General features: G+C 54.2%; 25 protein-coding genes. 2 read left to right on the top strand and 23 right to left on the bottom strand.

The window, feature by feature from the left end:
* Positions 1-90 precede the first annotated feature (90 nt).
* The 10 genes from F384_RS02790 to F384_RS02835 all read right to left on the bottom strand — a co-directional run bounded on the left by F384_RS02790 (position 91) and on the right by F384_RS02835 (position 9,643).
* A complete protein-coding gene (locus tag F384_RS02790) occupies positions 91-1,044 on the bottom strand; it encodes a YbeF family transcriptional regulator (protein WP_046477425.1) in 954 nt (317 codons plus the stop codon).
* Between the two features lie 300 nt (positions 1,045-1,344).
* A complete protein-coding gene (gene lipB / locus F384_RS02795) occupies positions 1,345-1,986 on the bottom strand; it encodes a lipoyl(octanoyl) transferase LipB (RefSeq protein ID WP_046477428.1) in 642 nt (213 codons plus the stop codon).
* A gap of 102 nt (positions 1,987-2,088) precedes the next feature.
* A complete protein-coding gene (gene ybeD / locus F384_RS02800; RefSeq protein ID WP_042320704.1) occupies positions 2,089-2,352 on the bottom strand; it encodes a DUF493 family protein YbeD in 264 nt (87 codons plus the stop codon).
* A gap of 107 nt (positions 2,353-2,459) precedes the next feature.
* The gene (gene dacA / locus F384_RS02805) at positions 2,460-3,671 is read right to left on the bottom strand and encodes a D-alanyl-D-alanine carboxypeptidase DacA (RefSeq protein WP_042320703.1); all 1,212 of its coding nucleotides are present in this window, start codon (positions 3,669-3,671) and stop codon (positions 2,460-2,462) included.
* 148 nt (positions 3,672-3,819) lie between these two features.
* Positions 3,820-4,929 (bottom strand): endolytic peptidoglycan transglycosylase RlpA, encoded by a 1,110-nt coding sequence (gene rlpA / locus F384_RS02810; protein ID WP_046477430.1) that lies wholly within the window; start codon positions 4,927-4,929, stop codon positions 3,820-3,822.
* A gap of 10 nt (positions 4,930-4,939) precedes the next feature.
* Complete coding sequence (gene mrdB, locus F384_RS02815; protein ID WP_046477432.1) at positions 4,940-6,052, bottom strand: peptidoglycan glycosyltransferase MrdB; 1,113 nt, start codon at positions 6,050-6,052, stop codon at positions 4,940-4,942.
* Between the two features lie 2 nt (positions 6,053-6,054).
* Positions 6,055-7,956 (bottom strand): peptidoglycan DD-transpeptidase MrdA, encoded by a 1,902-nt coding sequence (gene mrdA / locus F384_RS02820; RefSeq protein ID WP_046477433.1) that lies wholly within the window; start codon positions 7,954-7,956, stop codon positions 6,055-6,057.
* A 29-nt stretch (positions 7,957-7,985) separates the two neighbouring features.
* Positions 7,986-8,453 carry a 23S rRNA (pseudouridine(1915)-N(3))-methyltransferase RlmH gene (gene rlmH / locus F384_RS02825; protein WP_003022725.1) on the bottom strand — a complete coding sequence of 156 codons (468 nt, stop codon included), beginning with the start codon at positions 8,451-8,453 and terminating at the stop codon, positions 7,986-7,988.
* A 3-nt stretch (positions 8,454-8,456) separates the two neighbouring features.
* A complete protein-coding gene (gene rsfS, locus F384_RS02830; protein WP_012904988.1) occupies positions 8,457-8,774 on the bottom strand; it encodes a ribosome silencing factor in 318 nt (105 codons plus the stop codon).
* A 257-nt stretch (positions 8,775-9,031) separates the two neighbouring features.
* A complete protein-coding gene (locus tag F384_RS02835) occupies positions 9,032-9,643 on the bottom strand; it encodes an adenosylcobalamin/alpha-ribazole phosphatase (protein WP_046497665.1) in 612 nt (203 codons plus the stop codon).
* 97 nt (positions 9,644-9,740) lie between these two features.
* Between F384_RS02835 and cobD the strand changes: the two genes are divergently transcribed.
* Entirely contained in the window at positions 9,741-10,826 is a 1,086-nt protein-coding gene (gene cobD, locus F384_RS02840) for a threonine-phosphate decarboxylase CobD (protein ID WP_046477443.1), read from the top strand.
* Here the strand turns inward: cobD and nadD are convergent.
* Genes nadD through leuS form a run of 4 tightly spaced genes read right to left on the bottom strand, consistent with a single transcriptional unit; the run spans position 10,801 to position 15,662 of the window.
* Entirely contained in the window at positions 10,801-11,442 is a 642-nt protein-coding gene (nadD, locus tag F384_RS02845; RefSeq protein WP_080950045.1) for a nicotinate-nucleotide adenylyltransferase, read from the bottom strand. The two genes, cobD and nadD, sit on opposite strands and share 26 nt — an antisense overlap.
* Position 11,443: 1 nt before the next feature.
* The gene (holA, locus tag F384_RS02850; protein WP_046477446.1) at positions 11,444-12,475 is read right to left on the bottom strand and encodes a DNA polymerase III subunit delta; all 1,032 of its coding nucleotides are present in this window, start codon (positions 12,473-12,475) and stop codon (positions 11,444-11,446) included.
* The gene (lptE, locus tag F384_RS02855; protein WP_046477448.1) at positions 12,475-13,065 is read right to left on the bottom strand and encodes an LPS assembly lipoprotein LptE; all 591 of its coding nucleotides are present in this window, start codon (positions 13,063-13,065) and stop codon (positions 12,475-12,477) included. The genes holA and lptE overlap by 1 nt, the downstream gene beginning before the upstream one ends.
* Before the next feature lie 14 nt (positions 13,066-13,079).
* Complete coding sequence (leuS, locus tag F384_RS02860) at positions 13,080-15,662, bottom strand: leucine--tRNA ligase (RefSeq protein ID WP_052746876.1); 2,583 nt, start codon at positions 15,660-15,662, stop codon at positions 13,080-13,082.
* A gap of 235 nt (positions 15,663-15,897) precedes the next feature.
* On the opposite strand from leuS, the gene F384_RS02865 reads away from it, so the two are divergent.
* Positions 15,898-16,380 (top strand): zinc ribbon-containing protein, encoded by a 483-nt coding sequence (locus tag F384_RS02865; RefSeq protein WP_042320694.1) that lies wholly within the window; start codon positions 15,898-15,900, stop codon positions 16,378-16,380.
* A 78-nt stretch (positions 16,381-16,458) separates the two neighbouring features.
* Here F384_RS02865 and rihA read toward each other — a convergent pair whose 3' ends face one another.
* From rihA to F384_RS02910, 9 genes are all read right to left on the bottom strand, one after another.
* Positions 16,459-17,394, bottom strand: a complete 936-nt coding sequence (rihA, locus tag F384_RS02870; RefSeq protein WP_046477451.1) for a pyrimidine-specific ribonucleoside hydrolase RihA — start codon at positions 17,392-17,394, stop codon at positions 16,459-16,461.
* A 116-nt stretch (positions 17,395-17,510) separates the two neighbouring features.
* Positions 17,511-18,236: a glutamate/aspartate ABC transporter ATP-binding protein GltL gene (gltL, locus tag F384_RS02875; RefSeq protein ID WP_046477453.1), complete on the bottom strand. Its 726-nt coding sequence runs from the start codon at positions 18,234-18,236 to the stop codon at positions 17,511-17,513.
* Positions 18,236-18,910 carry a glutamate/aspartate ABC transporter permease GltK gene (gltK, locus tag F384_RS02880; protein WP_046477454.1) on the bottom strand — a complete coding sequence of 225 codons (675 nt, stop codon included), beginning with the start codon at positions 18,908-18,910 and terminating at the stop codon, positions 18,236-18,238. The genes gltL and gltK overlap by 1 nt, the downstream gene beginning before the upstream one ends.
* Complete coding sequence (gene gltJ, locus F384_RS02885; protein WP_046477455.1) at positions 18,910-19,650, bottom strand: glutamate/aspartate ABC transporter permease GltJ; 741 nt, start codon at positions 19,648-19,650, stop codon at positions 18,910-18,912. The genes gltK and gltJ overlap by 1 nt, the downstream gene beginning before the upstream one ends.
* A 163-nt stretch (positions 19,651-19,813) precedes the next feature.
* Positions 19,814-20,722, bottom strand: coding sequence for an amino acid ABC transporter substrate-binding protein (locus F384_RS02890; RefSeq protein ID WP_046477456.1), 909 nt, complete (start codon positions 20,720-20,722; stop codon positions 19,814-19,816).
* 426 nt (positions 20,723-21,148) lie between these two features.
* Positions 21,149-22,687 (bottom strand): apolipoprotein N-acyltransferase, encoded by a 1,539-nt coding sequence (gene lnt, locus F384_RS02895; RefSeq protein WP_046477458.1) that lies wholly within the window; start codon positions 22,685-22,687, stop codon positions 21,149-21,151.
* A 23-nt stretch (positions 22,688-22,710) separates the two neighbouring features.
* Positions 22,711-23,589, bottom strand: coding sequence for a CNNM family magnesium/cobalt transport protein CorC (corC, locus tag F384_RS02900; RefSeq protein WP_046477459.1), 879 nt, complete (start codon positions 23,587-23,589; stop codon positions 22,711-22,713).
* A 98-nt stretch (positions 23,590-23,687) separates the two neighbouring features.
* Entirely contained in the window at positions 23,688-24,155 is a 468-nt protein-coding gene (ybeY, locus tag F384_RS02905) for an rRNA maturation RNase YbeY (RefSeq protein ID WP_046477461.1), read from the bottom strand.
* The gene (locus F384_RS02910) at positions 24,152-25,198 is read right to left on the bottom strand and encodes a PhoH family protein (RefSeq protein ID WP_046477463.1); all 1,047 of its coding nucleotides are present in this window, start codon (positions 25,196-25,198) and stop codon (positions 24,152-24,154) included. The genes ybeY and F384_RS02910 overlap by 4 nt, the downstream gene beginning before the upstream one ends.
* Positions 25,199-25,242 lie beyond the last annotated feature (44 nt).

The following is a 25,242-nucleotide window of genomic DNA, read 5'->3' on the forward strand; positions in this document are numbered from 1 at the left end:
GCAGCCTGAGTGGCCGGCAAAATGTAAAATAGTTGTTGTTTTGTGCCATTTGTTCGGCATCAATTTTGACCAGGTCGCAACATTTCTTTCTCAGAAGGCGTCGCGGATCACCGTGATGACGTTCTCCAGCACCGGATCGCGTAAGCTCAGCTTGTTGTAATGCAGTGAGAAGTCGATTTTCTCATGGTTCAGGGATGGATGAGGGATCCGCTGAAGCGGCCAGCAGTGGTTAAACAACGTGAAGAAGCGTGCAGGCATAATACCCACCAGATCACTGTGCGCGATGAGCGACGCCAGCGTGAAAATGTTGTAACTGCTAAAGCTGATTTGCCTGTCAGGAAACAGTTCCTGGATACGCTGGCGCAGGAGCGTAAAGCTTTGCCCTTCAATCATCAACAGACTATGTTCTGCGCCATTAAGGGCCTCTGGGGCCGGGGAGCGCGTCAGGGAAGGGTGGTTCTGACGACAGACCAGTTCGATTTTGTCAGAAAACAGAACATGATTCTCAACCGCACGGTTGCTGTAGATGTGGTTGTCGATAATCAAATCGCTCTGAAACTGGCTGAGCTGCGTCTCGGCGTCATGGACGGGGATATTACGCAGATGCAGTTGCGGATGGCGCGTCTTGATGGCGTGATAAATAGTTGGCATCACCAGTGCGCCGATAGACGGCGTGGTCCCGATGGTAATCGTGCGTTGTTTATCGTAGCTGCCGGTGAGATCTAACGCGCCGAGAATGGACTCCAGCCCCTGGCTAATATACTCGTGCAGATGGGTGGCGTAGGTGGTGGGGGTTACACCCTGGCCTTTTCGGATAAACAGTGGATCGGGAAATATCGTGCGCAATTTTTGAATGGACTGGCTGATCGCTGAGGGAGTCAGATTAAGAATTTTCGCGGCATTGACGATCCCTTTATGGACATAAACAGCTTCGAAAATAGTCAGCAGGTTCAGGTCAATATTTCTTAGCGTTCTGAAAATTTGCGGTTTATCTTCGGGTCGATGTTCGTAGAAATGTCCTTTCGGCTTACTATTCTCACTCACGTTCTAACTCCAATTTAATTCACATTATAAATAATAGTGGTGTTTTGTATTTGTTGTACGCATGCGTTTTTTTCACCACTATTGTTCATCTCGCGGTATCGATAACCATTTTATGGCGACTGATTGAAGGTTTAACGTTTGTATAAGGAAAAATCCTGCGTCGTTTTTTATGACGGAGTAAAGGCGTTAAAAATTCAAGCTAAGATGAAAAGAAAATATAGAAACCCGGAGGCATTGTAAAGCATTTGAGCGGGAAGGCGGTAATGGCCCGCGAATTTTTGGGCCATTGCATTCAATAAGTTAAGCAGGGATATATTCGTAAGGGGGATTATTTAGCAGCGCTAAAATATTCGCTAATAATCGTGGTTGGATATTATCTGTCGTGACCTCGTTATCCCATTGCGATATTTTTGCCATTTCCATACCGGCATAGCCGCATGGATTAATTCGCAGGAAAGGTGAAAGATCCATATTAACGTTTAATGCCAGTCCGTGGAATGAACAACCACGACGAATACGCAAGCCAAGGGAACATATTTTCTTTTCACCGACATAAACGCCAGGAGCATCCGCACGCGGGTGGGCGTCAATATCCAGCTCCGCCAGGGTATTCACAACGGTCTGTTCCAGCAGCGTCACCAGTTCCCGCACGCCCAGTTTACGCCGCTTCAGGTTCAGCAGAACATACATGATCTGCTGGCCCGGTCCGTGGTAAGTCACCTGCCCGCCGCGATCGCTTTGAATGACCGGGATATCCCCTGGCATTAAAACATGTTCCGCTTTCCCTGCCTGACCCTGGGTAAAAACAGGGTAGTGCTCCACCAGCCAGATTTCATCAGCGGTGTGTTCATCGCGGGTGTTGGTAAAGTCGTGCATGGCCTGGGAGACGGGTTCGTAGGGTTGAAGACCGAGCTGGCGGACCAGTATTTTATCCTGAGACAAAACAGCATCTCCGTAGAGAAGTAACAAATGGGGGAGAGAAGTATATCACAGCGAAGAGGAGGTGAGGTGGGCACCCGAACAAGGTCGGGGCCCGGACCTGTATTACAGAACCATACGGACGATTTCGATGTTACCGAGCTCTTCGTACAGGGTTTCAACCTGCTCAATATGGGTCGCGTTGATGGTAATCGAAACCGAGTGGTAATTGCCTTTGCTGCTGGGTTTTACCGTCGGGGAGTAATCACCTGGCGCATGGCGCTGTACCACTTCAACCACCTGTTCAACCAGCTCAGGTAACGCCTGCCCCATGACTTTGTAAGTAAAAGGAGTAGGGAATTCAAGCAGTTCGTTAAGTTTGGTTTTCATGTCAGCTCCGGCGTAACGTAAATAAATAACAACTCCCGCCAGAGGGCGGGAGTTTTACTGATGCTTAGTATATGGGGATGGAAATCACACTTTCAAGTGTTCAATTTTTAACCAAACCAGTGATGGAACATTAACTTAATGTAATCAATGATTTTGCTGAAGAAGTTACCTTCGGGGATTTCCTGCAGTACGACAAGAGGACGCTGCTCAATGGTTTTACCGTCAAGCTGGAAGTTGATGGTACCGACCACCTGGTTTTTCTGCAACGGGGCATGCAGCTCCGTGCTGTTCAGCACATAGCTGGCCTTCAGATCCTTCATACGGCCACGCGGAATGGTCAGATACACATCTTTATCGACCCCTAAAGAGGCGCGATCGGTATCACCAAACCAGGACGGTTCAGACGCGAACTCTTTCCCTGCTTTCAGCGGATTCACCGTTTCGAAGAAACGGAAGCCCCAGGTCAGCAGTTTTTTGCTTTCTGTTTCACGCCCTTTGTAGGTACGTCCGCCCATGACCGCTGAGATCAAACGCATCTGACCTTCAGTCGCCGAGGCAACAAGGTTGTAGCCTGCTTTGTCAGTATGACCCGTCTTGATACCATCCACCTTCAGGCTGTTGTCCCACAGCAGACCGTTACGGTTCATCTGACGGATGCCGTTAAAGGTGAACTCTTTTTCTTTGTAGACGGAGTATTCGTTAGGAACATCGCGGATCAGTGCCTGACCAATCAGTGCCATATCACGGGCAGAGCTGTACTGACCGTCGGCATCCAGACCGTGAACCGTCTGGAAGTGGGTATTTTTCAGACCTAACGCGTTCACGTAGCTGTTCATCAGTCCGACAAATGCATCCTGGCTGCCGGCTGCAAAGTCAGCCATCGCGACGCAGGCATCGTTACCGGACTGCAGGTTAATCCCACGAATCAGTTGTGACACCGGAACCTGCATGCCCGGCTTCAGGAACATCAGCGATGAGCCTTTAAAGACCGGATTACCCGTGGCCCAGGCGTCATTACCGATAGTGACCAAATCTGTTTCTTTAAACTTACCCGCTTTCATTGCCTGACCGATAACGTAACTGGTCATCATTTTGGTCAGACTGGCCGGGTCACGACGCGTATCGGCGTTTTGTTCCGCCAGCACTTTACCGGAGTTATAGTCAATGAGGATGTAGGACTCCGCGTCGATCTGCGGAACACCCGGGATCATGGTTTTGATATTCAGGTCATCGGCATGCGCGCCTGAAATAGCGGCTGTACAAAGAGCCGTGGTGAGCGCCATGCGCTGCAGGAAACGAGCGGAAAAAGTGGTCTTCATGGTCTGAACTACGACGTCCGTGATGGAATTAAAAAAAGTGCCCTACTATAGCAAATGCAATACCGGCAGGCATCTGACTTTCCGCACGACTTTGTTAACGTAGTTAACGTCATTTACAGAAACTGACACTTCAGATGCCTTTGTTACGTTACTGCGCGCCGGTAATGAAGGACTGTAACTGGGCTTCAGATTGTAAACGCTGCTGTAGCGCGCTGGCCTGTGCTTTGCTGGCGAACGGTCCGAGCTGAATACGCCACACGGCGCCATTCTGCGTGACACGTCCCGGTACGCCAAACTGCTGGCCTAAGCGCTGTTGATATTGCTGGGCACGGCCCTGATCGCTTACCGCACCCACCTGGACGACATAACTGCCGCTGGCGGACGCGGCGGTAGGCGCAGCGGCGGGAGTTGCTGTCGGCGCACTGACTGGCGCGCTAACAGGAGCCGCAGCCGTGGGCTGTGGTACTGGCGTCGGTTCACTGCCTTCCAGTACGCCTGCGGCCAGGGTGGTTGGTGCGCCGAGGAAGCCGCTGCTCTGAACGGGCGCGCCAGCGTTATCTTCACTTTGCAGTGTGGAATTGCTGATGGCGCGAACGTCACCCTGTGGCTGCATTGTTTCCGGTGCGGAGGAGGCGCTGCCCATACCACCGCTCAGATCTGGACGTGAGGGCAGGGCATAGGTCTGTTTGGCCACGGTGGTACAGGCCATACCCGGACCGGACAGCGAACCATCCTGCGCGACAATAATCGGATCGATGCGCACTTTGGTGTTATTAGACGTGTTCAGACGGTCGGCCGCGGCACGTGACAGTGAAATCACGCGATCGTTGCCGTAGGGGCCACGATCGTTAATGCGCACCACGATCATCCGCCCATTGGCGAGGTTGGTGACTCGCGCATAGCTCGGTATCGGTAATGTCGGATGCGCTGCGGTGAGCTGCATCGGATCGAACGCTTCGCCAGAGGCGGTCAGATTGCTGCCGGGTTCGGCATCGTAGATCGCCGCGAATCCAGCCTGACTAAAACGCGAGGCGTCCTGCACAATCTTATAGCTCTTACCGTCCCGCTGATAATCCTGATTAGCGGTCGGGTTGAGCGGTTCAAATTGCGGATCGGCCCCGCTGATTTCAACAACGGGTCCATTACATACCGCTGGCTGTGGCGCGACGGTATTCTGTTGCTGACCATCATCACTCGTACATGCCGCGAGCAACATAATTCCTGCTGCGACGAAGACTCCAGGCAACTGCTTACGCATTGCGCACCCCTTACACGCTTTTCGATAACATTTTTCTGTGGGTGTGGATCGACATGACAATCCCGAACCCGGCCATCAACACGATCAGTGCTGAGCCTCCGTAACTGACTAACGGAAGCGGTACGCCTACAACAGGCAAAATCCCACTCACCATACCAATATTAACGAAGACATAAACGAATAAAATCAACATTAATCCACCGGCCATCACGCGACCAAAGGTGGTTTGCGCGTGGGCGGCAATCCACAGACCACGCATAATCAGCAGAATATACAGCGCCAGCAGGATCAGTATCCCGATCAGACCGAGCTCTTCCGCAAGGACAGCGAAGATAAAGTCGGTGTGGCGCTCGGGCAAAAATTCGAGCTGTGACTGTGTGCCGTGTAGCCATCCCTTGCCGCTCAGACCGCCGGAGCCAATCGCAATTTTAGACTGAATGATGTGATAACCGGCGCCCAACGGATCGGTTTCCGGGTCAAGCAGCATCATCACCCGCTGACGCTGATAATCATGCATCAGGAAGAACCACAGGATCGGGATAAACGCCGCGACCAGCAGCACCGCAACGCCGATCAAACGCCAGCTCAGGCCCGAGAGGAACAGCACGAACAGCCCGGAAAGCGCGACCAGAATCGACGTTCCGAGGTCAGGCTGCGCCGCCACCAGCAGCGTTGGCATAAAAATCAGTACCAGCGCGATGGCCGTATTCTTTAAAGATGGCGGACAGACGTCGCGGTTAATAAAGCGTGCGACCATCAAAGGAACCGCGATCTTGGCGATTTCAGAAGGCTGAAAACGTACGATGCCGAGATCCAACCAGCGCTGTGCGCCTTTGGAGATCGCGCCGAAGGCATCAACCGCCACCAGCAGAATAATACAGAAAATATAGAGATACGGCGCCCAGCCTTCATAGACGCGAGGCGGGATCTGCGCCATGACCACCATGATCACCAGACCCATCGCAATCTGACCGACTTTACGCTCCATCATGCCAATGTCCTGGCCGCTGGCGCTCCAGATAACCAATGAGCTGTAAACCAACAGCGCCAGCAAAATCAGCAACATGGTGGGATCGATATGGATTTTATCCCAGAATGTTCTTTTGTTCGGATTATCCGTCATGGTTATTGATCCTCCGCCGCTGCAACCGCCGGATTTTCCGCTGGCAGATCGGTGTTGTTATCGCCCAACATGATGTGGTCAAGAATCTGACGCATAATGGTTCCCACCGCCGGGCCTGCCCCCCCGTTTTCCAGGATGATGGCGACCGCGACCTGCGGGTTGTTGTACGGTGCAAATGCGGTCATCAGTTTATGGTCACGCAGACGCTCAGCAATTTTATGCGCGTTATAGGTTTCGTTGGCTTTCAGGCCAAAGACCTGCGCGGTACCGGATTTGGCGGCAATTTTATACGGTGCGCTGGCGAAATATTTATGCGCGGTTCCGTTGCCACGGTTGGCGACGCCAAACATGCCGTCTTTCGCCAGTTCCCAGTAGCCAGAGTGAATATCGCCGACCGGTGGCTCCTGCGGTTGCACCCAGGGAACCTTCTTGCCATTTTCGGCGGTACTCATCAGCAGATGGGGCACCTTCACCACGCCGTCGTTAATCAGAATCATCAGCGCCTTACTCATCTGAATCGGCGTTGCCGTCCAGTAGCCCTGCCCAATACCGACCGGGATGGTATCACCCTGATACCAGGGTTTTTTAAAGCGTTTGAGTTTCCACTCGCGGGTAGGCATGTTGCCGGAGCGCTCTTCCGCCAGATCAATACCGGTATAGTGACCGTACCCGAATTTGCCCATCCACTCGGAGAGACGATCGATCCCCATGTCATAGGCGACCTGATAGAAGAAGGTATCGGCAGATTCTTCCAGCGATTTGGTGACGTTCAGGTGTCCGTGCCCCCATTTCTTCCAGTCGCGATAGCGTTTTTCTGAACCTGGCAACTGCCACCAGCCCGGGTCAAACAGACTGGTATTGCGGGTGATGACGCCCGCGCTTAATGCAGACACGGCGACATACGGTTTCACCGTTGACGCTGGCGGATAAACCCCCTGCGTTGCACGGTTGATAAGCGGCGTGTTCGGATCGTTAAGCAGGCCGGAGTAATCTTTGCTGGAGATACCATCAACAAACAGGTTCGGGTCATAACTTGGCATCGATACCAGCGCCAGTACGCCGCCGGTACGTGGGTCGGTGACCACCACGGCGGCGCGACTGCCGGCGAGCAGTGTTTCGATATACTGCTGCAGTTTGAGATCCAGCGTCAGGTAGATGTCGTGTCCGGCCTGCGGCGGAACTTCCTTGAGTTGGCGGATGACGCGGCCACGGTTGTTGACTTCAACTTCCTCGTAGCCGGTCTGACCGTGCAGCACATCTTCGTAGTAGCGCTCGATCCCCAGTTTTCCGATGTCATGGGTGGCGGCATAGTTAGCCAGCTTGCCGTCTTTATCCAGTCGCTCAACGTCTTTATCGTTAATTTTCGACACGTAGCCAATAACATGGGTGAGCGCAGAACCGTACGGGTAGAAGCGGCGCTTATAGCCTTTTACTTCAACGCCGGGGAAGCGGTACTGGTTAACGGCAAAACGTGCAACCTGGACTTCGCTCAGGTTAGTTTTGACGGGAATAGAGGTAAAGCGGTGCGAACGTGCGCGCTCTTTCTTGAATGCCGCAATATCGTCATCGGTCAGGTCAACGACGTTGCGCAGAGCATCCAGCGTTTGCTGCACGTTATCGACCTTCTCGGGCATCATTTCTATTTGGTAAATGGTGCGGTTCAGGGCGAGAGGAATACCGTTACGATCATAAATAATGCCGCGGCTGGGAGCGATGGGCACCAGCTTAATCCGGTTTTCATTCGAGCGAGTCTGGTAATCGGTAAAACGGACGATCTGCAGATTATACAGGTTGGCGATAAGTACGCCGGTGAGCAGTAAGATACCCAAAAAAGCGACCAGCGCCCGGCGCACAAATAGCGCGGACTCAGCCGTATAGTCGCGAAAAGAATTCTGTAATTTCATCCGCTGCTTAGTCTACTCAAGCTCAGTGATCACTCACGGTGATAAGGGTGATTAGTGGTAATGCTCCACGCCCGATACAGGCTCTCTGCCACCAGCACCCGGACAAGCGGATGAGGAAGTGTTAGCGCAGAGAGCGACCAACTTTGTTCTGCCGCGGCTTTGCAGGCAGGGGATAATCCTTCCGGTCCGCCGATTAACAGGCTGACATCGCGACCGTCCAGTTTCCAGCGTTCCAGTTCGGTTGCCAGTTGCGGCGTGTCCCAGGGCTTACCGGGAATATCCAGGGTGACAATGCGGTTTTTGCCTGCGGCAGCCAGCATCTGTTCACCCTCTTTGTCGAGAATACGCTTGATATCCGCGTTCTTGCCGCGTTTGCCGGCCGGAATTTCGATCAGCTCAAAAGGCATGTCTTTGGGAAAACGCCGCAGGTACTCGGTAAAACCGGTTTGTACCCAGTCGGGCATTTTCGTGCCTACCGCGACAAGTTGAAGCTTCACGCATTAACTCCAGAGTTTTTCCAGCTCATACAGGCGACGGCTCTCTTCCTGCATAACATGGACAATCACTTCACCCAGATCAACGACGATCCAGTCGGCGACGCTTTCACCTTCCACACCCAACGGCAGCATTCCCGCTGCGCGAGATTCCTGTACGACGTGGTCAGCAATAGACATGACGTGACGGCTGGAAGTGCCGGTACAAATGATCATGCAGTCGGTGATACTGGATTTGCCCTGAACGTCTAAGGCGATGATGTCCTGACCTTTAAGGTCATCAATTTTGTCGATTACAAAATCCTGGAGTGCTTTACCCTGCAAGTTTTCCCCCTGGGTGCATGAATGCGTATTAATAAGCCTGTCAGTATACCTGAACCCACCGTCCTTTCGGGACAAATGTCACCGACGGTTTTTGAAAGTGGGCTATCATCCCACCCCATGCAACAGAATGCATCGCCATTTTTGTAAAACAATTTCTGCAACGTGCTGAAGGGCGGGGAAAGTCTGGCAGCGGAGAATAGCAGCCTGTCCGGGGGTGTCAATGGGCGGAGCGTTTCTGGCGATAAAAAACAGACATTTTACTCGCCGGGTGTCCATATCGCTCTGCTGTTGAGAACCCGAAGTGTGGCAAAATCACCAGTGAAATCAATGGCGCTCCAGCAGCCTTGCTCAACGCGAAAATGCCACATCGCGGCGGCGGGCATGGCAAGCAACCGGGCAATCAGCAGGCTGAGGACGCCCTGATGGCTGACCACCAGCACATGATCATGGTGCTGGTAATCGGCAAGGAGCGCGATCGCCTGCTCAACGCGCCGGGCGAAGGCCTGAAATCCTTCCCCATTGGTGGGAACGGCATTTTGCCAGTCGTTGCACCAGGCCGCATAGTTCTCGGCATCTTCGCGAGTCAGATCCCGGTGATGGCGCATCTCCCAGTCGCCAAAGAACATCTCATTGAGCTCGGGCTTCACCTGCAGCGGCAGTTCACGCCCCTGAAGGACCAAACGCGCCGTGTGCTGTGCGCGCTCCAGTTCGCTGCACAGCACCTGCTCAAAAGGAACCTGGCTGAGCAGTGTATTCAGCGTTTGCGCCTGCTCCACACCGCGCCCGGTCAACGGCGTGGGGGCATGGCCGCTGTACAATCCCGCCACATTGGCCTCGGTTTCTCCATGACGAACTAACCAGAGTCGCATTTTCCCCTCGTGATACGTATTCGCGCAAAACATGATATTCGCCCTGAATGCGCGCGCTATTTTCTCTAAAATAGCCTCTTTTGCCAGGAGCGGCACGATGTCTTTATTCAAAAGCGCCCACGGCGGTAACACCCGTGAAGCGGCCGAACTTCTCGGGATCTCCCCCGAGAAGTTGCTGGATTTTAGCGCGAATATTAATCCGCTGGGTATGCCCGAAACGGTAAAACGCGCCATCGTCGACAATTTACATCTTGCCGAGCGCTATCCCGACGTCGATTACAGCCACTTACATCAGGCGCTGGCCCGACATCATCAGGTACCTGTCGGGTGGATCCTTGCCGGTAACGGTGAAACCGAGTCGATCTTTACCCTGGTGAACGGTTTGAAACCGCGGCGGGCGATGATCGTCACGCCTGGATTTGCTGAATACCGGCGTGCATTACAGTGGGGTGAATGCATCATTGATGCGTTCGCGCTGCGTGAAGAGGACGGTTGGCAGTTGACCGGGGCGATACTCGACGCCCTGACGGCAGAACTGGACTGTCTGTTTTTGTGCACCCCCAACAATCCCACCGGGTTACTGCCGGAGCGGGGATTACTTGAAGCGATTGCCGGACGCTGCCAGGCGCTGAATATTGCGCTGATTCTTGATGAAGCGTTCATCGATTTTATTGCCGACGAGGCGGGATTTATTCCGCAGCTACAGAATAACCCGCATATCTGGGTTCTGCGTTCGCTGACAAAATTTTATGCGATTCCGGGGCTACGATTGGGGTATCTCATCAACAGCGATGAGCAGGCGGTCGCGGCAATGAGGGCGCGACAGATGCCGTGGTCGATCAACGCCTTTGCCGCGCTGGCAGGGGAGCAGGTTCTGGAGGATAGCGCCTATCAACAAGCGACATGGCAGTGGTTACGGGAAGAGGGCGGACGCTTTTATCAACGGCTGTGTGCGCTGCCGGGACTGACGGTGTATCCCGGCCAGGCGAATTATCTCCTGTTGCGCAGCGATACCGATCTCCAGCGTGCTTTGCTGGCGCGGCATATTCTGATCCGCAGTTGCGCCAATTATCCCGGTCTTGATGGACGCTATTTCCGTGTGGCAATACGCAGTCAGGAAGAGAATGACCGCCTGCTGATGGCGTTAACCGAGGTGCTTAGCGATACAACCCGTGCTGATTGATATAGTCCAGCACGGCTTGCGGCATCAGGTCGTCGCACGGCTCGCCGTTTTCCAGCCGTTCGCGGATGATCGTGGCGGAAATATTGAACCACGGCGTCTCGGCGAGATAAATTTTCCCGGCCGGTAGCAGGTGCAGATCGTCCGGTGTATTCGTCAGATGTTGATCCAGCCACTGCTGATGCTGTTCCTGCGCCATTTCAAGCGGATAGCCCGGACGGCGGCAGACAATCAGATGGGTATTGTCGAGAATCGTTTCGTAGTCATGCCAGGTCGGGAAGGTCAACAATGAGTCCTGACCAATGATAAACGCCAGCGGGACATCCGGGCCTTGTTCTTCACGCCAGGCCTTCAGCGTTTGCGCCGTATAGGAGGGCGTGTCGTGCCGCAGTTCGCGCTCATCGAGGATAAACAGCGGCTTGTCGGCAATCGCCAGTTCAAGCATGGTTTTTCGCTGTGCGCTGGTCGCCTCCGGCTGCGGGCGATGAGGGGGAACATTATTGGGCATCACGATGACCCGCGACAGACCAATCAGATTGGCCAGCGTTTCCACGGGCTTGAGGTGACCATAGTGCACCGGATCAAAGGTGCCGCCAAAGAGAGCCTGTAACGATTTCATATCAGCCATCAATAAAAACTTCAGCCAGTGCTTTGTGGCAAATCAGCAGTGAGAGCCCTTCAAGCTCCGCCCAGACCGACTGGCCATAGTCCTGCTTCAGCGTTAATTCCGTACGTGTCAGTAATTGCACCGCCTGACGTAACTGCGCCGGACTCAGCCGGTTCAGCGCATCGCCAATCATGCCCCGGCGGTTTTGCCAGACGCGGTGCTTATCAAAGAGCGTGCGCAGCGGGGTGTGGGCCGACTGACGCTTCAGCGTGACCAGCAGCAACAGTTCACGTTGTAGGGTGCGCAGCAAAATAACCGGTTCGCTGCCTTCCAGACGTAACTGCTGAAGAATGTGCAGGGCGCGCTTACTTTTGCCCATGACCAGCGCATCCACCCAATGGAACGGGGTGAAGTGGGCGGCGTCGTTAACCGCCTGCTCGACGCGGGGCAGGGTGAGCTTACCGTCAGGCCACAATAAGGACAAACGTTCCAGCGCCTGCGCCAGTGCCAGCAGGTTACCTTCATAGCAATAGCACAACAGTTGATTCGCCGCGTCGTCCAGTTGCAAATTGTTTTGCTTTGCGCGTGCCGCTACCCAACGGGGGAGCTGCGCCTGTTCCGGTGTCTGACAACTGACCTGTACGCTTCGCTCGGCCAGCGCGCTAAACCAGGCGGCATTTTCTTGCGCTTTGCTGAGCTTGTTTCCGCGCACGATCAGCAGCAGATCGTCATGCAGCAGTTGAACCAATGTCGTTAGTTGTTCATTAATGGCGGCATTCGGACCATTTTCGGGCATCAGCAACAGCAGCGTCTGACGACTGGCGAACAGGCTCATTGCCTGGCATTGCGAGAACAACGCGTTCCAGTCGGTATTGTTATCGAGAGTAAAAGTATGGTGTTCGTCGAACCCCTGAGTTGCCGCAACCTGACGGATGGCGTCCTGGCTTTCCTGCAACAACAGTGGATCGTTTCCGAGTAGCAGATACGCCGCGCGCAACCCTTCAGAGAGTTGCGCGCGGAGTTGTTCAGGGTACAACCGAATCATCAGTTACCCAGCGTGCTGGAGACACGCGTTGAAGAGGAAGCGGGAGCCGCTTCTTGATCGTCAACGGCAACCTCTTCTTGCGATGAGAGACGATCCGCAGCATGTACGCTTGGCAGCTTACGAATCAACTGCTCCGCCGCTCTGTCGTACATCTCTTTGATGATCATATCCTGTTCGTTATCCTTCGCCAGCGCCATCTGTGGGTTGTCGAAGAACGAACGGAATACCCGGACGCTGATTGGATAAATATCGTGACCAGGAATCAACACTGACGCACTGACCGTCATAACCATCTGATACTCCGCTGTCTGACCATTCTGGAAGACAGATGCGGTATCTTTCGAAATACCGACCCGACCCAGACGCAAAGACGGCACGTCTTTACGCAGCGTACTCATATCCAGTAGCTCAATGTCATTCAGACGCAGTTGATTACGCACCGCACGGCTTAACGGACCATTCGGATCCCCCGTGACCAGAATCATGGTTTTCATTGTGTCCGGAACCTGCGTGGTACTGCGCAGGTGCCAGCCACACCCGGCGGTGGTTAACACCGCCAGAGATAACAATAATGTTGCCAGATATCGCACGCTTCCTCCCGCGCTTAGCCAACGACCAGATTGAGGAGTTTACCCGGCACGTAAATCACTTTACGCACGGTAACGCCATCAAGATATTTTGCGACCAGATGTTCCTGACCCGCGCGTTCACGAACCTGTTCTTCTGTCGCATTCACCGGAACGGTGATTTTGCCACGCACCTTGCCGTTAACCTGGACCACGACCAGCGTGGAGTCTTCGACCATTGCGGCGTCGTCCGCGACCGGCCACGGCACGTTGTCGATGTCGCCTTCGCCTTTCAGCGCCTGCCACAGCGTAAAGCAGACGTGCGGGGTGAACGGGTTAAGCATCCGCACTACTGCCAGCAGCGCTTCCTGCATCAGCGCGCGATCCTGCTCGTCATCCTGCGGGGCTTTCGCCAGCTTGTTCATCAGCTCCATCACAGCGGCAATCGCGGTGTTGAAGGTCTGACGGCGGCCGATATCATCGGTCACTTTGGCGATGGTTTTGTGCACATCGCGACGCAGCGCTTTCTGATCTTCCGTCAGCGCGTCAACGTTCAGCGGCGCAACATCACCATGGGAAGTGTGTTCATACACCAGTTTCCAGACACGTTTCAGGAAGCGGTTAGCACCTTCCACGCCGGACTCCTGCCATTCCAGCGTCATATCCGCCGGAGAGGCGAACATCATAAACAGACGCACGGTATCCGCACCGTAACGTTCAACCATCACCTGCGGGTCGATACCGTTGTTTTTCGACTTGGACATTTTGCTCATGCCGGTATACACCAGTTCATGGCCCGCCGCGTCTTTCGCCTTCACGATGCGACCTTTCTCGTCGCGCTCAACAATTGCATCCACCGGGGAAACCCAGTTACGCTCGCCGTTTTCGCCGACATAGTAGAACGCATCCGCCAGTACCATTCCCTGACACAGCAGCTGTTTTGCCGGTTCGTCAGAGTTCACCATGCCCGCGTCGCGCATCAGTTTGTGGAAGAAGCGGAAATAGAGCAGGTGCATGATGGCGTGTTCGATACCGCCAATGTAAATATCAACCGGCAGCCAGTAGTTTGCCGCGTCGGAATCCAGCATCCCTTCCTGATACTGCGGACAGGTGTAGCGCGCATAGTACCAGGATGACTCCATAAAGGTGTCGAAAGTGTCGGTTTCACGCAGCGCAGGCTGGCCGTTAACGGTGGTTTTCGCCCACTCAGGATCGGCTTTGATTGGGCTGGTAATGCCGTCCATCACGACATCTTCTGGCAGGATCACCGGCAGTTGATCTTCCGGCGTCGGCAGCACGGTGCCATCTTCCAGGGTGACCATCGGGATTGGCGCGCCCCAGTAACGCTGACGGGAAACGCCCCAGTCGCGCAGACGGTAGTTGATCTTACGCTCACCCACGCCTTTGGCGGCCAGCTTATCGGCAATGGCGTTAAAGGCCGCTTCGAAGGCCAGACCGTCAAATTCACCGGAGTTAAACAGGACGCCTTTATCGGTCATCGCCTGTTCGGAAAGGTCCGGCTCAGAACCGTCGGCTGCCAGAATAACCGGCTTAATCGTTAAGCCGTATTTGGTGGCAAATTCGTAGTCGCGCTGATCGTGACCCGGTACGGCCATCACCGCGCCGGTGCCGTATTCCATCAGCACAAAGTTAGCCGCCCAGACCGGGATCGCTTCGCCGGTCAGCGGGTGAACCGCTGTAAAGCCAGTGTCGACGCCTTTTTTCTCCATGGTCGCCATGTCGGCTTCGGCCACTTTGGTGTTACGGCATTCGTCGATAAAAGCTGCCAGTTCAGGGTTGCTCTCTGCCGCTTTCTGCGCCAGCGGGTGACCGGCGGCAACCGCCAGATAGGTGGCACCCATAAAGGTGTCCGGGCGGGTTGTGTAGACGCTCAGCGTGTTGTCATAACCGTTCACATTAAAGGTGATTTCCACGCCTTCAGAACGGCCAATCCAGTTGCGCTGCATCGTTTTCACGGTGTCTGGCCACTGATCCATTTTATCCAGATCGTTGAGCAGTTCGTCGGCGTAGGCGGTGATTTTAATAAACCACTGCGGGATCTCTTTACGCTCAACTTTGGTGTCGCAGCGCCAGCAGCAGCCGTCGATAACCTGTTCGTTCGCCAGTACGGTCTGATCGTTCGGGCACCAGTTGACGGCTGAGGTTTTCTTATAGACCAGACCTTTTTTGTACAACTCAGTGAAGAATTTCTGCTCCCAGCGATAGTATTCCGGGGTGCAGGTCGCCAACTCACGGCTCCAGTCATAGCCAAAGCCCAGCATTTTGAGCTGGTTCTTCATGTAGGCGATATTGTCGTAGGTCCACGGTGCCGGCGCGGTGTTGTTTTTCACCGCCGCGCCTTCTGCAGGCAGGCCGAATGCGTCCCAGCCGATGGGCTGCAGCACGTTTTTGCCCAGCATGCGTTGATAACGAGCGATCACGTCACCGATGGTGTAGTTACGTACGTGGCCCATGTGTAGTCGACCAGAAGGATAGGGAAGCATAGACAGGCAGTAATACTTCTCTTTGCTCTCGTCTTCGGTAACTTCAAATGTGCGCTTCTCATCCCAGTGAAGCTGTACTTTGGATTCTATCTCTTCCGGGCGGTATTGCTCTTGCATGGCAGCCAGTGGTCCTGTTTTCAATACAGCTACAAACGTAGCTTTCGATGTGGTGTTTCAGATCCGCATAGCATAGCCCAAACGCCCGCGTCAAAACAGCCTTTCGCGCATTCAGGTTCTAATTCACGCCGCGATGATCCTTGCACGAATTTACACACTCTGTGGGCAGTCTTGCAAAGCACGACCTAAATAACGTCTATTATTATAGACAGTTAACGACCCAGGAGGCGAAACGATGAACAAGGTTGCTCAATATTACCGTGAACTGGTGGCGTCATTAAGTGAACGTCTGCGCAATGGCGAGCGTGATATCGATGCGCTGGTGGAACAGGCGCGGCAGCGGGTTTTGCAGGCCGGGGAGTTAACGCGAACCGAAGTGGACGAACTGACACGCGCCGTCAGGCGTGACCTGGAAGAGTTCGCCGTGAGCTATGAGGAAAGTCAGGAAGAGGAGTCCGACAGCGTCTTTATGCGGGTGATCAAAGAGAGCCTGTGGCAGGAGCTGGCAGATATCACGGACAAAACGCAGCTCGAATGGCGCGAAGTCTTTCAGGATCTGAGTCATCACGGGGTGTATCACAGCGGCGAAGTGGTGGGGTTGGGCAATCTGGTCTGCGAAAAGTGCCACTTCCACTTAGCGGTATATACGCCGGACGTGTTGCCATTGTGCCCAAAATGCGGACACGACCAGTTCCAGCGCCGACCGTTTGAACCGTAATATATGCCGAAGCATCTTATCAGGCCTACGCTGACTTATTACGTAGGCCGGATAAGCGTCAGCGCCATCCGGCATTGATCACGCGTAAAACTTCAGTCGTTCTGCCAGCAGATCAACAAACCCCTGGCGATCCACATCGACCATTACCGTGGCGTTGGGTTTATTACCCGTCAGGAAGTAATAGTCCACCACGGTCATTCCCTGCGTGTATTTCCCCTGCGTTTCCACGCCAACCCAGCGTTCGACGGTGGTAAACAGTTCAGGTTTCAGCAGCCAGGCGATGGTGCATGGGTCGTGCAGCGGCGCGCCGGTGAATCCCCATTTCTCGTCTTTATGATACTCAAGGAAGAAATCGAGTAGTTCCGCCACGATCGTGGAAATCGGGTTACCAATCGCGCGGAAGCGTTCAGTATCTTCGACGTGAATTTGCGCTTTATGCGTAACGTCCAGTCCGGCCATCACGACCGGAATGCCGGACTGGAAGACGATTTCAGCGGCTTCTGGGTCAACATAGATATTGAATTCAGCGGCAGGGGTCCAGTTACCCAGCCCCATGGCGCCGCCCATGATCACGATGCGAGCGATGTTGTCATGCAACTCAGGATGGCTGTTCAGCAACAGCGCAACGTTGGTTTGCGGCCCGGTCGAGACGAGGGTGACCGGCTGCGTGCTCTCGCGCAGCGTCTTTGCCATCAGCTCAACGGCGGTGCATGGCTGCGGCGCAAAGGCGGGTTCCGGTAGCGCCGGGCCATCCAGTCCGCTTTCGCCGTGGACGTTATCGGCAATGATCAGCTCACGCATCAAGGGCTTGGGTGCGCCGCCCGCCACCGGAATGTCCGTGCGTTTCAGCAACGTAAGCATCCGCAACACGTTACGCAGCGTTTTATCGGGTGTCTGGTTGCCTGCGGATGAGGTGATGGCTTTAACGTCAAGTTCCGGTGAGGCGAGGGCGAGAACCAGTGCGATAGCGTCATCATGACCCGGGTCGCAATCTATGATTATTGGCAGTGCCATTGTTGCTCCTTATGAATGCTACTTTGTGGCAAGGGTAACGCCGGGGTGAAAATGATTCGAGGAGCGAGGCAAGAAAGCGTGAGATGGCGCGCACTCTGACATGCGCGCCGGAAAGATTAATGCAGGATTTTGGCGAGGAAGTCTTTTGCGCGTTCGGATTTCGGGTTGGCGAAGAACTCCTCTTTCGGCGAGTCTTCAACGATTTTCCCTTCGTCCATAAAGATTACCCGGTTCGCCACTTTGCGGGCAAAGCCCATTTCATGGGTCACCACCATCATGGTCATCCCTTCGTTGGCCAGCTCAACCATGACGTCCAGCACTTCGTTGATCATCTCCGGATCGAGCGCGGAGGTGGGCTCATCGAACAGCATGGCGATAGGATCCATACACAGCGCGCGGGCAATCGCCACACGTTGCTGCTGGCCGCCGGAAAGTTGCGCCGGATACTTATTGGCATGCGCGGAAAGACCTACGCGCTCCAGCAGTTTCTGCGCTTTTTCGCGCGCCGGAGCTTTATCGCGCTTGAGTACTTTCACCTGCGCCAGGGTCAGGTTTTCGATTATCGACAGATGCGGGAACAGCTCAAAGTGCTGGAACACCATGCCGACGCGTGAACGTAACTTCGCAAGATCGGTTTTTTTGTCATTGACCATAATACCGTTCACGGTGATTTCACCTTTTTGGACTGGCTCCAGGCCGTTAACGGTTTTGATAAGCGTTGACTTTCCGGAACCTGACGGGCCGCAGACCACCACCACTTCCCCTTTTTTCACTTCCGTGGAGCAGTCGGTCAGCACCTGAAAGTGACCATACCATTTAGAAACATTTTTCAGGGTAATCATTAAACTGTCCTTTTCTTCAAATAGCTGACCAACAACGACGCGCTCAGGCTGATAACAAAGTAGACGGCACCGGCAAACAGGATCATTTCGACCTGTGTACCATCACGCTCGCCAATAGTAGAAGCGGTGCGGAAGAAATCCGCGAGGCTTAAGACGTACACCAGGGAGGTATCCTGGAACAGGACGATACCCTGCGTCAGCAGCAGCGGCACCATCGCGCGAAACGCCTGCGGCAAAATGATGAGCTTCATTGACTGCCAGTGGGTCATTCCCAGCGCCAGCGCCGCGCTTGACTGGCCGCGGGAAATACTCTGGATGCCCGCGCGGATAATCTCGGAGTAATAGGCGGCTTCAAACATCGAAAACGCGACCATCGCCGAAATCAGACGAATATCGGTTTTCGGTGACAGCCCCAGAACGTCCTGCAGTAATCCCGGCACAATCAGGTAGAACCACAGCAGAACCATCACCAGCGGGATGGAGCGGAAGACGTTAACGTACGCTTTTGCAAACCAGGCGACAGGCGCGAAGCTGGAAAGGCGCATAACGGCGAGAATTGTGCCCCAGACAATACCGATAACCACCGCTGTGACGGTAATCTTCAGCGTAATGAGTAGCCCGTCCAGCAGATACGGCAGGGAAGGGACAATGGAACTCCAGTCGAACTCGTACATTATTTGCCTCCCAGATTGCCAGGCAGGCGGATTTTACGTTCCACCAGACTCATCACCAGCATGATGAAGGCGTTAATCAGCACATATGCCACGGTGATGGCGGTAAACGATTCCCAGGCATGCGCCGAGTAATCCAGCAGCTTACCGGCTTGCGCAGCCATATCGACCAGACCGATGGTGGAGGCGATGGCGGAGTTTTTCACCAGGTTCATCATCTCAGAGGTCATCGGCGGGACAATCACGCGGTAGGCGTTTGGCAACAGCACGTAGCGGTAGGCCTGCGGCAGGGTCAGCCCCATCGCCAGCGCCGCGTTTTTCTGACCGCGCGGCAGTGACTGAATAGCGGCGCGAACCTGTTCGCAGACGCGTGCTGCGGTGAACAGCCCCAGGCAGAGCATGGACGAGAGGAAGAACTGAATGTTGGGATCCAGTTCCGCCTTAAACCACATACCCAGATCTTCCGGCAGCAGTTCAGGCACAACCAGATACCAGGTGAAGAACTGGACGATCAGTGGAACGTTGCGGAACAGTTCTACATAAAGGGTGCCGAGCCCGGAAAGGAAGCGATTCGGAACGGTGCGTAAAATGCCGAACAAAGAACCAACCAGGAAGGCAATGATCCAGGCGGTGATGGATAAGGCGACGGTGACCTGGAAGCCGCTCCAGAGCCAGCCGAGATAGGTGGTGTTGCCGAATGGGGCTTGTTGTAAAAAAATGCCCCAGTTCCAGTCTATTGACATACATCTACTCCGAAAAAATAAGGGTAGCAGCGCTACCCTCGAAGATTGTTATCCAGCGTACTTCGGTTTTCAGGCCTGATGGGGAACGACCATCAGGCCTATAGTCTGTCCGTGCTGCATAGCAATCGAGAGGGCAGGGAGTTCCCGCCCCATTTAGTTTTAATTAGTTGAGTGCTTTATCATTCGGTTCTTTGAACAGCGCTTGCATTTCGTTCGACAGTTCGAAGTTCATGTTCAGGTTTTTCGGTGGGATCGGATTTTTGAACCACTTATCAAACCATTTCGCGGCCTCGCCTGAGGTCTGCGCCTGGGCGATGGTGTCATCCATCAGCTTTTTGAATTCAGGATCGTCTTTGCGCAGCATGCAGCCGTAAGCTTCCTGAGATTGTGGTTTGCCGACGATTTCCCAGTTATCCGGTTTCTTCGCCTTCGCGCGCTCACCGGCCAGCAGGGCATCATCCATCATAAAGGCAACGGCGCGACCGCTTTCCAGGGTACGGAAAGAGTCACCGTGGTCTTTAGCGCTGATGATACGCATGTCCATTTTTTGCTCATCGTTCAGCTTGTGCAGCAGAATTTCAGAGGTGGTCCCTGAGGTCACAACAACCGCTTTGCCTTTCAGATCCGCGAAGTCTTTAATATCACCGCCTTTTTTCGCCAGCAGGCGGGTGCCGACGACAAAGATGGTGTCAGAGAAGGCGGCCTGTTTCTGGCGTTCAAGGTTGTTGGTGGTGGAGCCGCACTCAAAGTCGAAGGTGCCATTTTGCAGCAGCGGAATACGGTTCTGAGAGGTAATCGGGATCAGCTTAACCTGCAGATCGGGCTTGTTGAGCTTCTTCTTCACGGCTTCAACGATGGCGTTGGAGTAATCCTGAGAATAACCCACCACTTTCTGCTGATTGTCGTAATAAGAGAACGGCACGGAGGATTCACGGTGACCGACGACGATAACGCCGTTTTTGGCGATCTTGTCGAGCGTGCTGCCTGCGGCTGGTGCCGCGTCTTCCGCGTGTACCAGACCGGCTGACAGTCCCATAACCAGCATTGCTGTGGCTAGCTTACGTAATTGCATATCCAACTCCTTATCGTCTGCGCCGTCGACGCAGTGATACCTATTGTGAGTGTCAGTGTTGTTATCACCTGCAACTTAAGCGTGCAGTGTTTTACCTGTTTGTTAACATTTAGTCTGGCTTAATGTAAAGATTTTGCTGCGTTATTGTTTATTTTTGCGAAGTGCGCCGCACCGTTTAGAGGCAAAAATCTCTCATTGCACCGTTTCGGTGCTACCCGTGAACTGCTTTAGTGCGACTAAGTTGCGCTGAACGCCAAAAACAGGTTTGCCTTGTTTAACAAAGCAATGAGCGTGCCAGAATGGAAGAAGGGAGGGAGAATGGTAGTTTGTAGGCCTGATAAGCGTAACGCCATCAGGCACGATGTGGCACAACCGCCGGATGGCGGCGTACCGCCTTATCCGGCCTACATTTGATGGTGCACTGTGTTATCTGCGACGCTGACGCAAACTCATCAGCACGGCGGTAAAACCGAACAGCGCGGTAATGAGCCACAGCGGCCAGTTGCCGGTTCGGGCGTACGGCGTTAAGCCGGTTGTTGGCGTCACATCGGTGGTCAATACCTGACGGGTAAACTGCGGGATCATCGCCTGAATCTCACCTTGTGGGCCAATCACAGCCGTAATACCGTTGTTGGTACTGCGCAGCAGCGGTCGCGCCAGTTCCAGCGAACGCATCCGCGCCATCTGGAAGTGCTGCCACGGGCCAATCGACTTACCAAACCAGGCATCGTTGGAGATGGTCAGCAGATAGTCCGTATCCGGGCGGAAGTTATCGCGCACCTGTTCGCCCAGGATTATCTCGTAGCAAATCGCGGCGGTCAGCGCTAAACCGTGCGCATGTAGCTGCGGTTGAACGTACGGACCACGACTGAACGAGGACATCGGCAGGTCAAAGAACGGTGCCAGCGGGCGCAGAATGGATTCTAGCGGCACGAACTCACCAAACGGCACCAGATGGTTTTTGTTGTAGCGATTGGTGGAGTCATAGCGGTAAGGATTGTCTTTCCCTAGCGTGATAATGGTGTTGTAGGTGTCATAGCGGTTCTGTTTGTTCAGCCGCGCATCGACAATACCGGTAATCAGCGAGCTGTTCTTCGCACGCAGCAAATCGTCCATCATGCTCAGAAAACGCTGCTGGTTGATCTCCAGATCCGGAATAGCGGATTCCGGCCAGATGATCAGCTGCGATTTTCCCATTTCGGGCTGCGTCGCATCCAGATAGGTCTTAAGCGTATTCAGCAAATGGCCTTCTTCCCACTTCAACGACTGCGGGATATCACCCTGAACCATCGACACCCGGGTCGTTCTTTCCGGCTCCAGCGTGTACCACTGGATATAGCGCAGCGGGAAGGGGAGAGCGAAAAGGACAACGGCGACCACCAGCGGACGCCAGTTGCGGCTGACCAGCGAGAGAACCAGCAGTCCGCTGACCATCATCAGCAGGAAGTTAATGGCTTCGACACCCATTACCGGCGCCAACCCTTTCAGCGGGCCGTCTATCTGGCTGTAGCCAAACTGCAGCCACGGAAATCCGGTCAGCACCCAGCCACGCAGAAATTCGGTTAGCTGCCAGACCACCGGCGCGGCAATGGCAACACGCAGCCAGCTGGTTTTCGGCCACAGACGCGCCAGTACGCCGGCAAACAGCCCGGTATACAGCGAAAGATACGCCGCGAGCAGCACGACAAGGAAGACGTTGACCGGGCCTGGCATTCCGCCAAACTGCGCGATACTGACATAAACCCAGTTGATCCCTGTTCCGAAAAGTCCCAGTCCCCAGAAGTAGCCAATAGCGGCTGACTGGCGCGGGCGACGATTCAGGGTTAATGCCTGCAAGCCCATCAGCGACACAATCGCGGCGGGCCAGATGTCATAAGGAGAAAAAGCCAGCGTACCGCAGGCACCGAATAATAACGCCAGCAGCAGGCGAATGCGCTGGCGTTCAATTAATGAGGCAAAAGCCATTGAGTTCTTCTTCCCGTTCGCTGTTATTCGTCCAGTTTTGGCTGGGGGGAGTCATCCGGAATTCTGACGTGAACCTGAATAATACGACGGCTGTCGGCCATTGCCACTTTGAACTGGTAACCATCGATATCAATGGTTTCACCCCGTGCGGGCAAGTGACCAAACGCCTGCATCACCAGACCACCAATGGTATCGACCTCTTCGTCGCTAAAGCTGGTGCCGAAGGCGTCATTGAAGTCTTCGATCGGCGCGAGCGCGCGAATGGTCCAGGTGTGGCGACTGAGTTGGCGGAAGTCGATATCATCTTCTTCATCGTACTCATCTTCGATTTCACCGACGATAAGCTCCAGGATGTCTTCAATGGTCACCAGACCGGAGACACCACCAAATTCGTCGATGACGATAGCCATATGGTAACGCTGGGAGCGAAACTCTTTGAGCATACGGTCAACGCGTTTGCTCTCCGGGACGACAACGGCCTGGCGTAACACTTTCTCCATGCTGAAGGCATCGGCATCACTGCGCATAAACGGCAGCAAATCCTTGGCCATCAGAATCCCTTCAATGTGATCTTTGTCCTCGCTTATCACCGGAAAACGCGAGTGGGCGGACTCAATAATGACATCGAGGCATTCGTCCAGCGTCTGGTTGCGTTTCAGGGTAATCATCTGGGAGCGGGGAATCATGATGTCGCGAACGCGCTGGTCCGCAATGTCCATCACCCCTTCGAGCATGTCGCGCGTATCTTCATCGATAAGGTCGTTCTGCCCGGAATCACGGATCAGCGCCAGCAATTCATCACGGTTTTTCGGTTCACCGTGGAAAAGTTGGCTCAGTAACAGGGAAAAAAATCCCTTCTTGTTGCTTAACGTGTCACTACTGTGTGAATTGTCGTCGCTCATGGCGTCGTATGGGTTCTCTTGTTAGTTAATCTCTTGCTCAATGCGCGCAAACTCAGCGCATGGCATCACCGGAAACCACCGGGCATTTGCCCGGTCGCTTATTCCTTCTCGGCAATGTACGGATCCTCATAGCCCAGAGCAAGCATAATCTCTGTCTCGAGGGCTTCCATCTCTTCTGCCTCGTCGTCTTCGATATGATCGTAGCCCAGCAAATGCAGACTGCCGTGGACGACCATGTGCGCCCAGTGGGCATCCAGCGGCTTGCCTTGTTCCTGCGCTTCCTGTTCAACGACCTGACGGCAGATGACCAAATCACCGAGCAGCGGTAGCTCCATACCAGGCGGGGCTTCAAACGGGAAAGAGAGTACGTTGGTCGGCTTATCTTTCCCACGGTAGGTCAGATTGAGATCGTGGCTTTCAGCCTCATCCACCAGGCGAATCGTCACTTCTGATTCTTCCTGAAATTGCGGGATGACCGCATTCAGCCAGGTCTGAAACCGGCTCTCTTCTGGCAAACCGCTGTTGTTCTCGCACGCCAGTTGTAAATCAAGGATCACCTGACTCATTTCTGTTCCTGTTCCTGAGCTTCACGCTTGCGCTCTGCAGCAAGCTCAGCTTTACGTTTTTGTTCGGCTTCTTCCCAGGCTTCATAGGCGTTAACGATGCGGGCAACCACCGGGTGGCGCACGACGTCTTCGCTGTGGAAGAAGTTAAAGCTGATCTCTTCGACGTCTGCCAGTACCTCAACGGCATGGCGCAGGCCAGATTTGATGTTGCGCGGCAGGTCAATCTGCGTGACGTCGCCGGTAATCACTGCCTTCGAGTTAAAGCCGATACGGGTCAGGAACATCTTCATCTGTTCGATGGTGGTGTTCTGGCTCTCATCAAGAATGATAAACGCGTCGTTCAGCGTACGGCCGCGCATATAGGCCAGCGGAGCCACTTCAATCACGTTGCGCTCAATCAGTTTTTCGACTTTCTCGAAGCCGAGCATTTCAAACAGCGCGTCATACAGTGGGCGCAGGTACGGATCAACCTTCTGACTCAGATCACCCGGCAGGAAGCCCAGCTTTTCACCCGCTTCGACCGCCGGACGGGTCAGCAGAATACGGCGGATCTCCTGACGCTCCAGCGCATCCACCGCGGCGGCAACGGCGAGGTAGGTTTTCCCCGTACCGGCAGGACCGACGCCGAAGGTGATGTCATGGTCGAGAATGTTGGCGATGTATTGCGCCTGGTTAGGCGTACGTGGCTTAATCACGCCACGCTTGGTTTTGATATTGACCGCTTTGCCGAACTCGGGGACGCTCTCGGCGCTTTGCTCAAGCACGCGCGCTTCTTTAATCGCGAGATGGATTTGTTCCGGTTCGATATCCTGTGTCTGGCCGCGCATTGGTGCGGTATCGACATACAGGCTGCGTAAAATATCCGCCGCAGCGGTGATGCAAATCGGGCGACCGGTCAGTTTAAAATGGTTGTCACGGCGGTTAATCTCGATGCCGAGACGGCGTTCCAGCTGTTTGATGTTGTCATCAAACGGGCCGCAAAGGCTCAGCAGACGGGCGTTATCTGCAGGCTCAAGGGTAATTTCGCGAGTGTCTGTGTTCAAACTGTTCCTCTTATGCATAGGGAGCCGGAAGATGAACATTCACC

The organism is Citrobacter amalonaticus Y19, assembly GCF_000981805.1.
In the GTDB taxonomy this organism is placed as follows: Bacteria; Pseudomonadota; Gammaproteobacteria; order Enterobacterales; family Enterobacteriaceae; genus Citrobacter_A; species Citrobacter_A amalonaticus_C.

Coding starts and splice junctions, on each gene's coding strand:
- ybeD (WP_042320704.1), bottom strand. CDS start 2,352: ATGAAAACCAAACTTAACGAACTGCTTGAATTCCCTACTCCTTTTACT.
- dacA (WP_042320703.1), bottom strand. CDS start 3,671: ATGAAGACCACTTTTTCCGCTCGTTTCCTGCAGCGCATGGCGCTCACC.
- rlpA (WP_046477430.1), bottom strand. CDS start 4,929: ATGCGTAAGCAGTTGCCTGGAGTCTTCGTCGCAGCAGGAATTATGTTG.
- mrdB (WP_046477432.1), bottom strand. CDS start 6,052: ATGACGGATAATCCGAACAAAAGAACATTCTGGGATAAAATCCATATC.
- mrdA (WP_046477433.1), bottom strand. CDS start 7,956: ATGAAATTACAGAATTCTTTTCGCGACTATACGGCTGAGTCCGCGCTA.
- F384_RS02835 (WP_046497665.1), bottom strand. CDS start 9,643: ATGCGACTCTGGTTAGTTCGTCATGGAGAAACCGAGGCCAATGTGGCG.
- cobD (WP_046477443.1), top strand. CDS start 9,741: ATGTCTTTATTCAAAAGCGCCCACGGCGGTAACACCCGTGAAGCGGCC.
- nadD (WP_080950045.1), bottom strand. CDS start 11,442: ATGAAATCGTTACAGGCTCTCTTTGGCGGCACCTTTGATCCGGTGCAC.
- holA (WP_046477446.1), bottom strand. CDS start 12,475: ATGATTCGGTTGTACCCTGAACAACTCCGCGCGCAACTCTCTGAAGGG.
- leuS (WP_052746876.1), bottom strand. CDS start 15,662: ATGCAAGAGCAATACCGCCCGGAAGAGATAGAATCCAAAGTACAGCTT.
- F384_RS02865 (WP_042320694.1), top strand. CDS start 15,898: ATGAACAAGGTTGCTCAATATTACCGTGAACTGGTGGCGTCATTAAGT.
- rihA (WP_046477451.1), bottom strand. CDS start 17,394: ATGGCACTGCCAATAATCATAGATTGCGACCCGGGTCATGATGACGCT.
- gltL (WP_046477453.1), bottom strand. CDS start 18,236: ATGATTACCCTGAAAAATGTTTCTAAATGGTATGGTCACTTTCAGGTG.
- gltK (WP_046477454.1), bottom strand. CDS start 18,910: ATGTACGAGTTCGACTGGAGTTCCATTGTCCCTTCCCTGCCGTATCTG.
- gltJ (WP_046477455.1), bottom strand. CDS start 19,650: ATGTCAATAGACTGGAACTGGGGCATTTTTTTACAACAAGCCCCATTC.
- F384_RS02890 (WP_046477456.1), bottom strand. CDS start 20,722: ATGCAATTACGTAAGCTAGCCACAGCAATGCTGGTTATGGGACTGTCA.
- lnt (WP_046477458.1), bottom strand. CDS start 22,687: ATGGCTTTTGCCTCATTAATTGAACGCCAGCGCATTCGCCTGCTGCTG.
- corC (WP_046477459.1), bottom strand. CDS start 23,589: ATGAGCGACGACAATTCACACAGTAGTGACACGTTAAGCAACAAGAAG.
- ybeY (WP_046477461.1), bottom strand. CDS start 24,155: ATGAGTCAGGTGATCCTTGATTTACAACTGGCGTGCGAGAACAACAGC.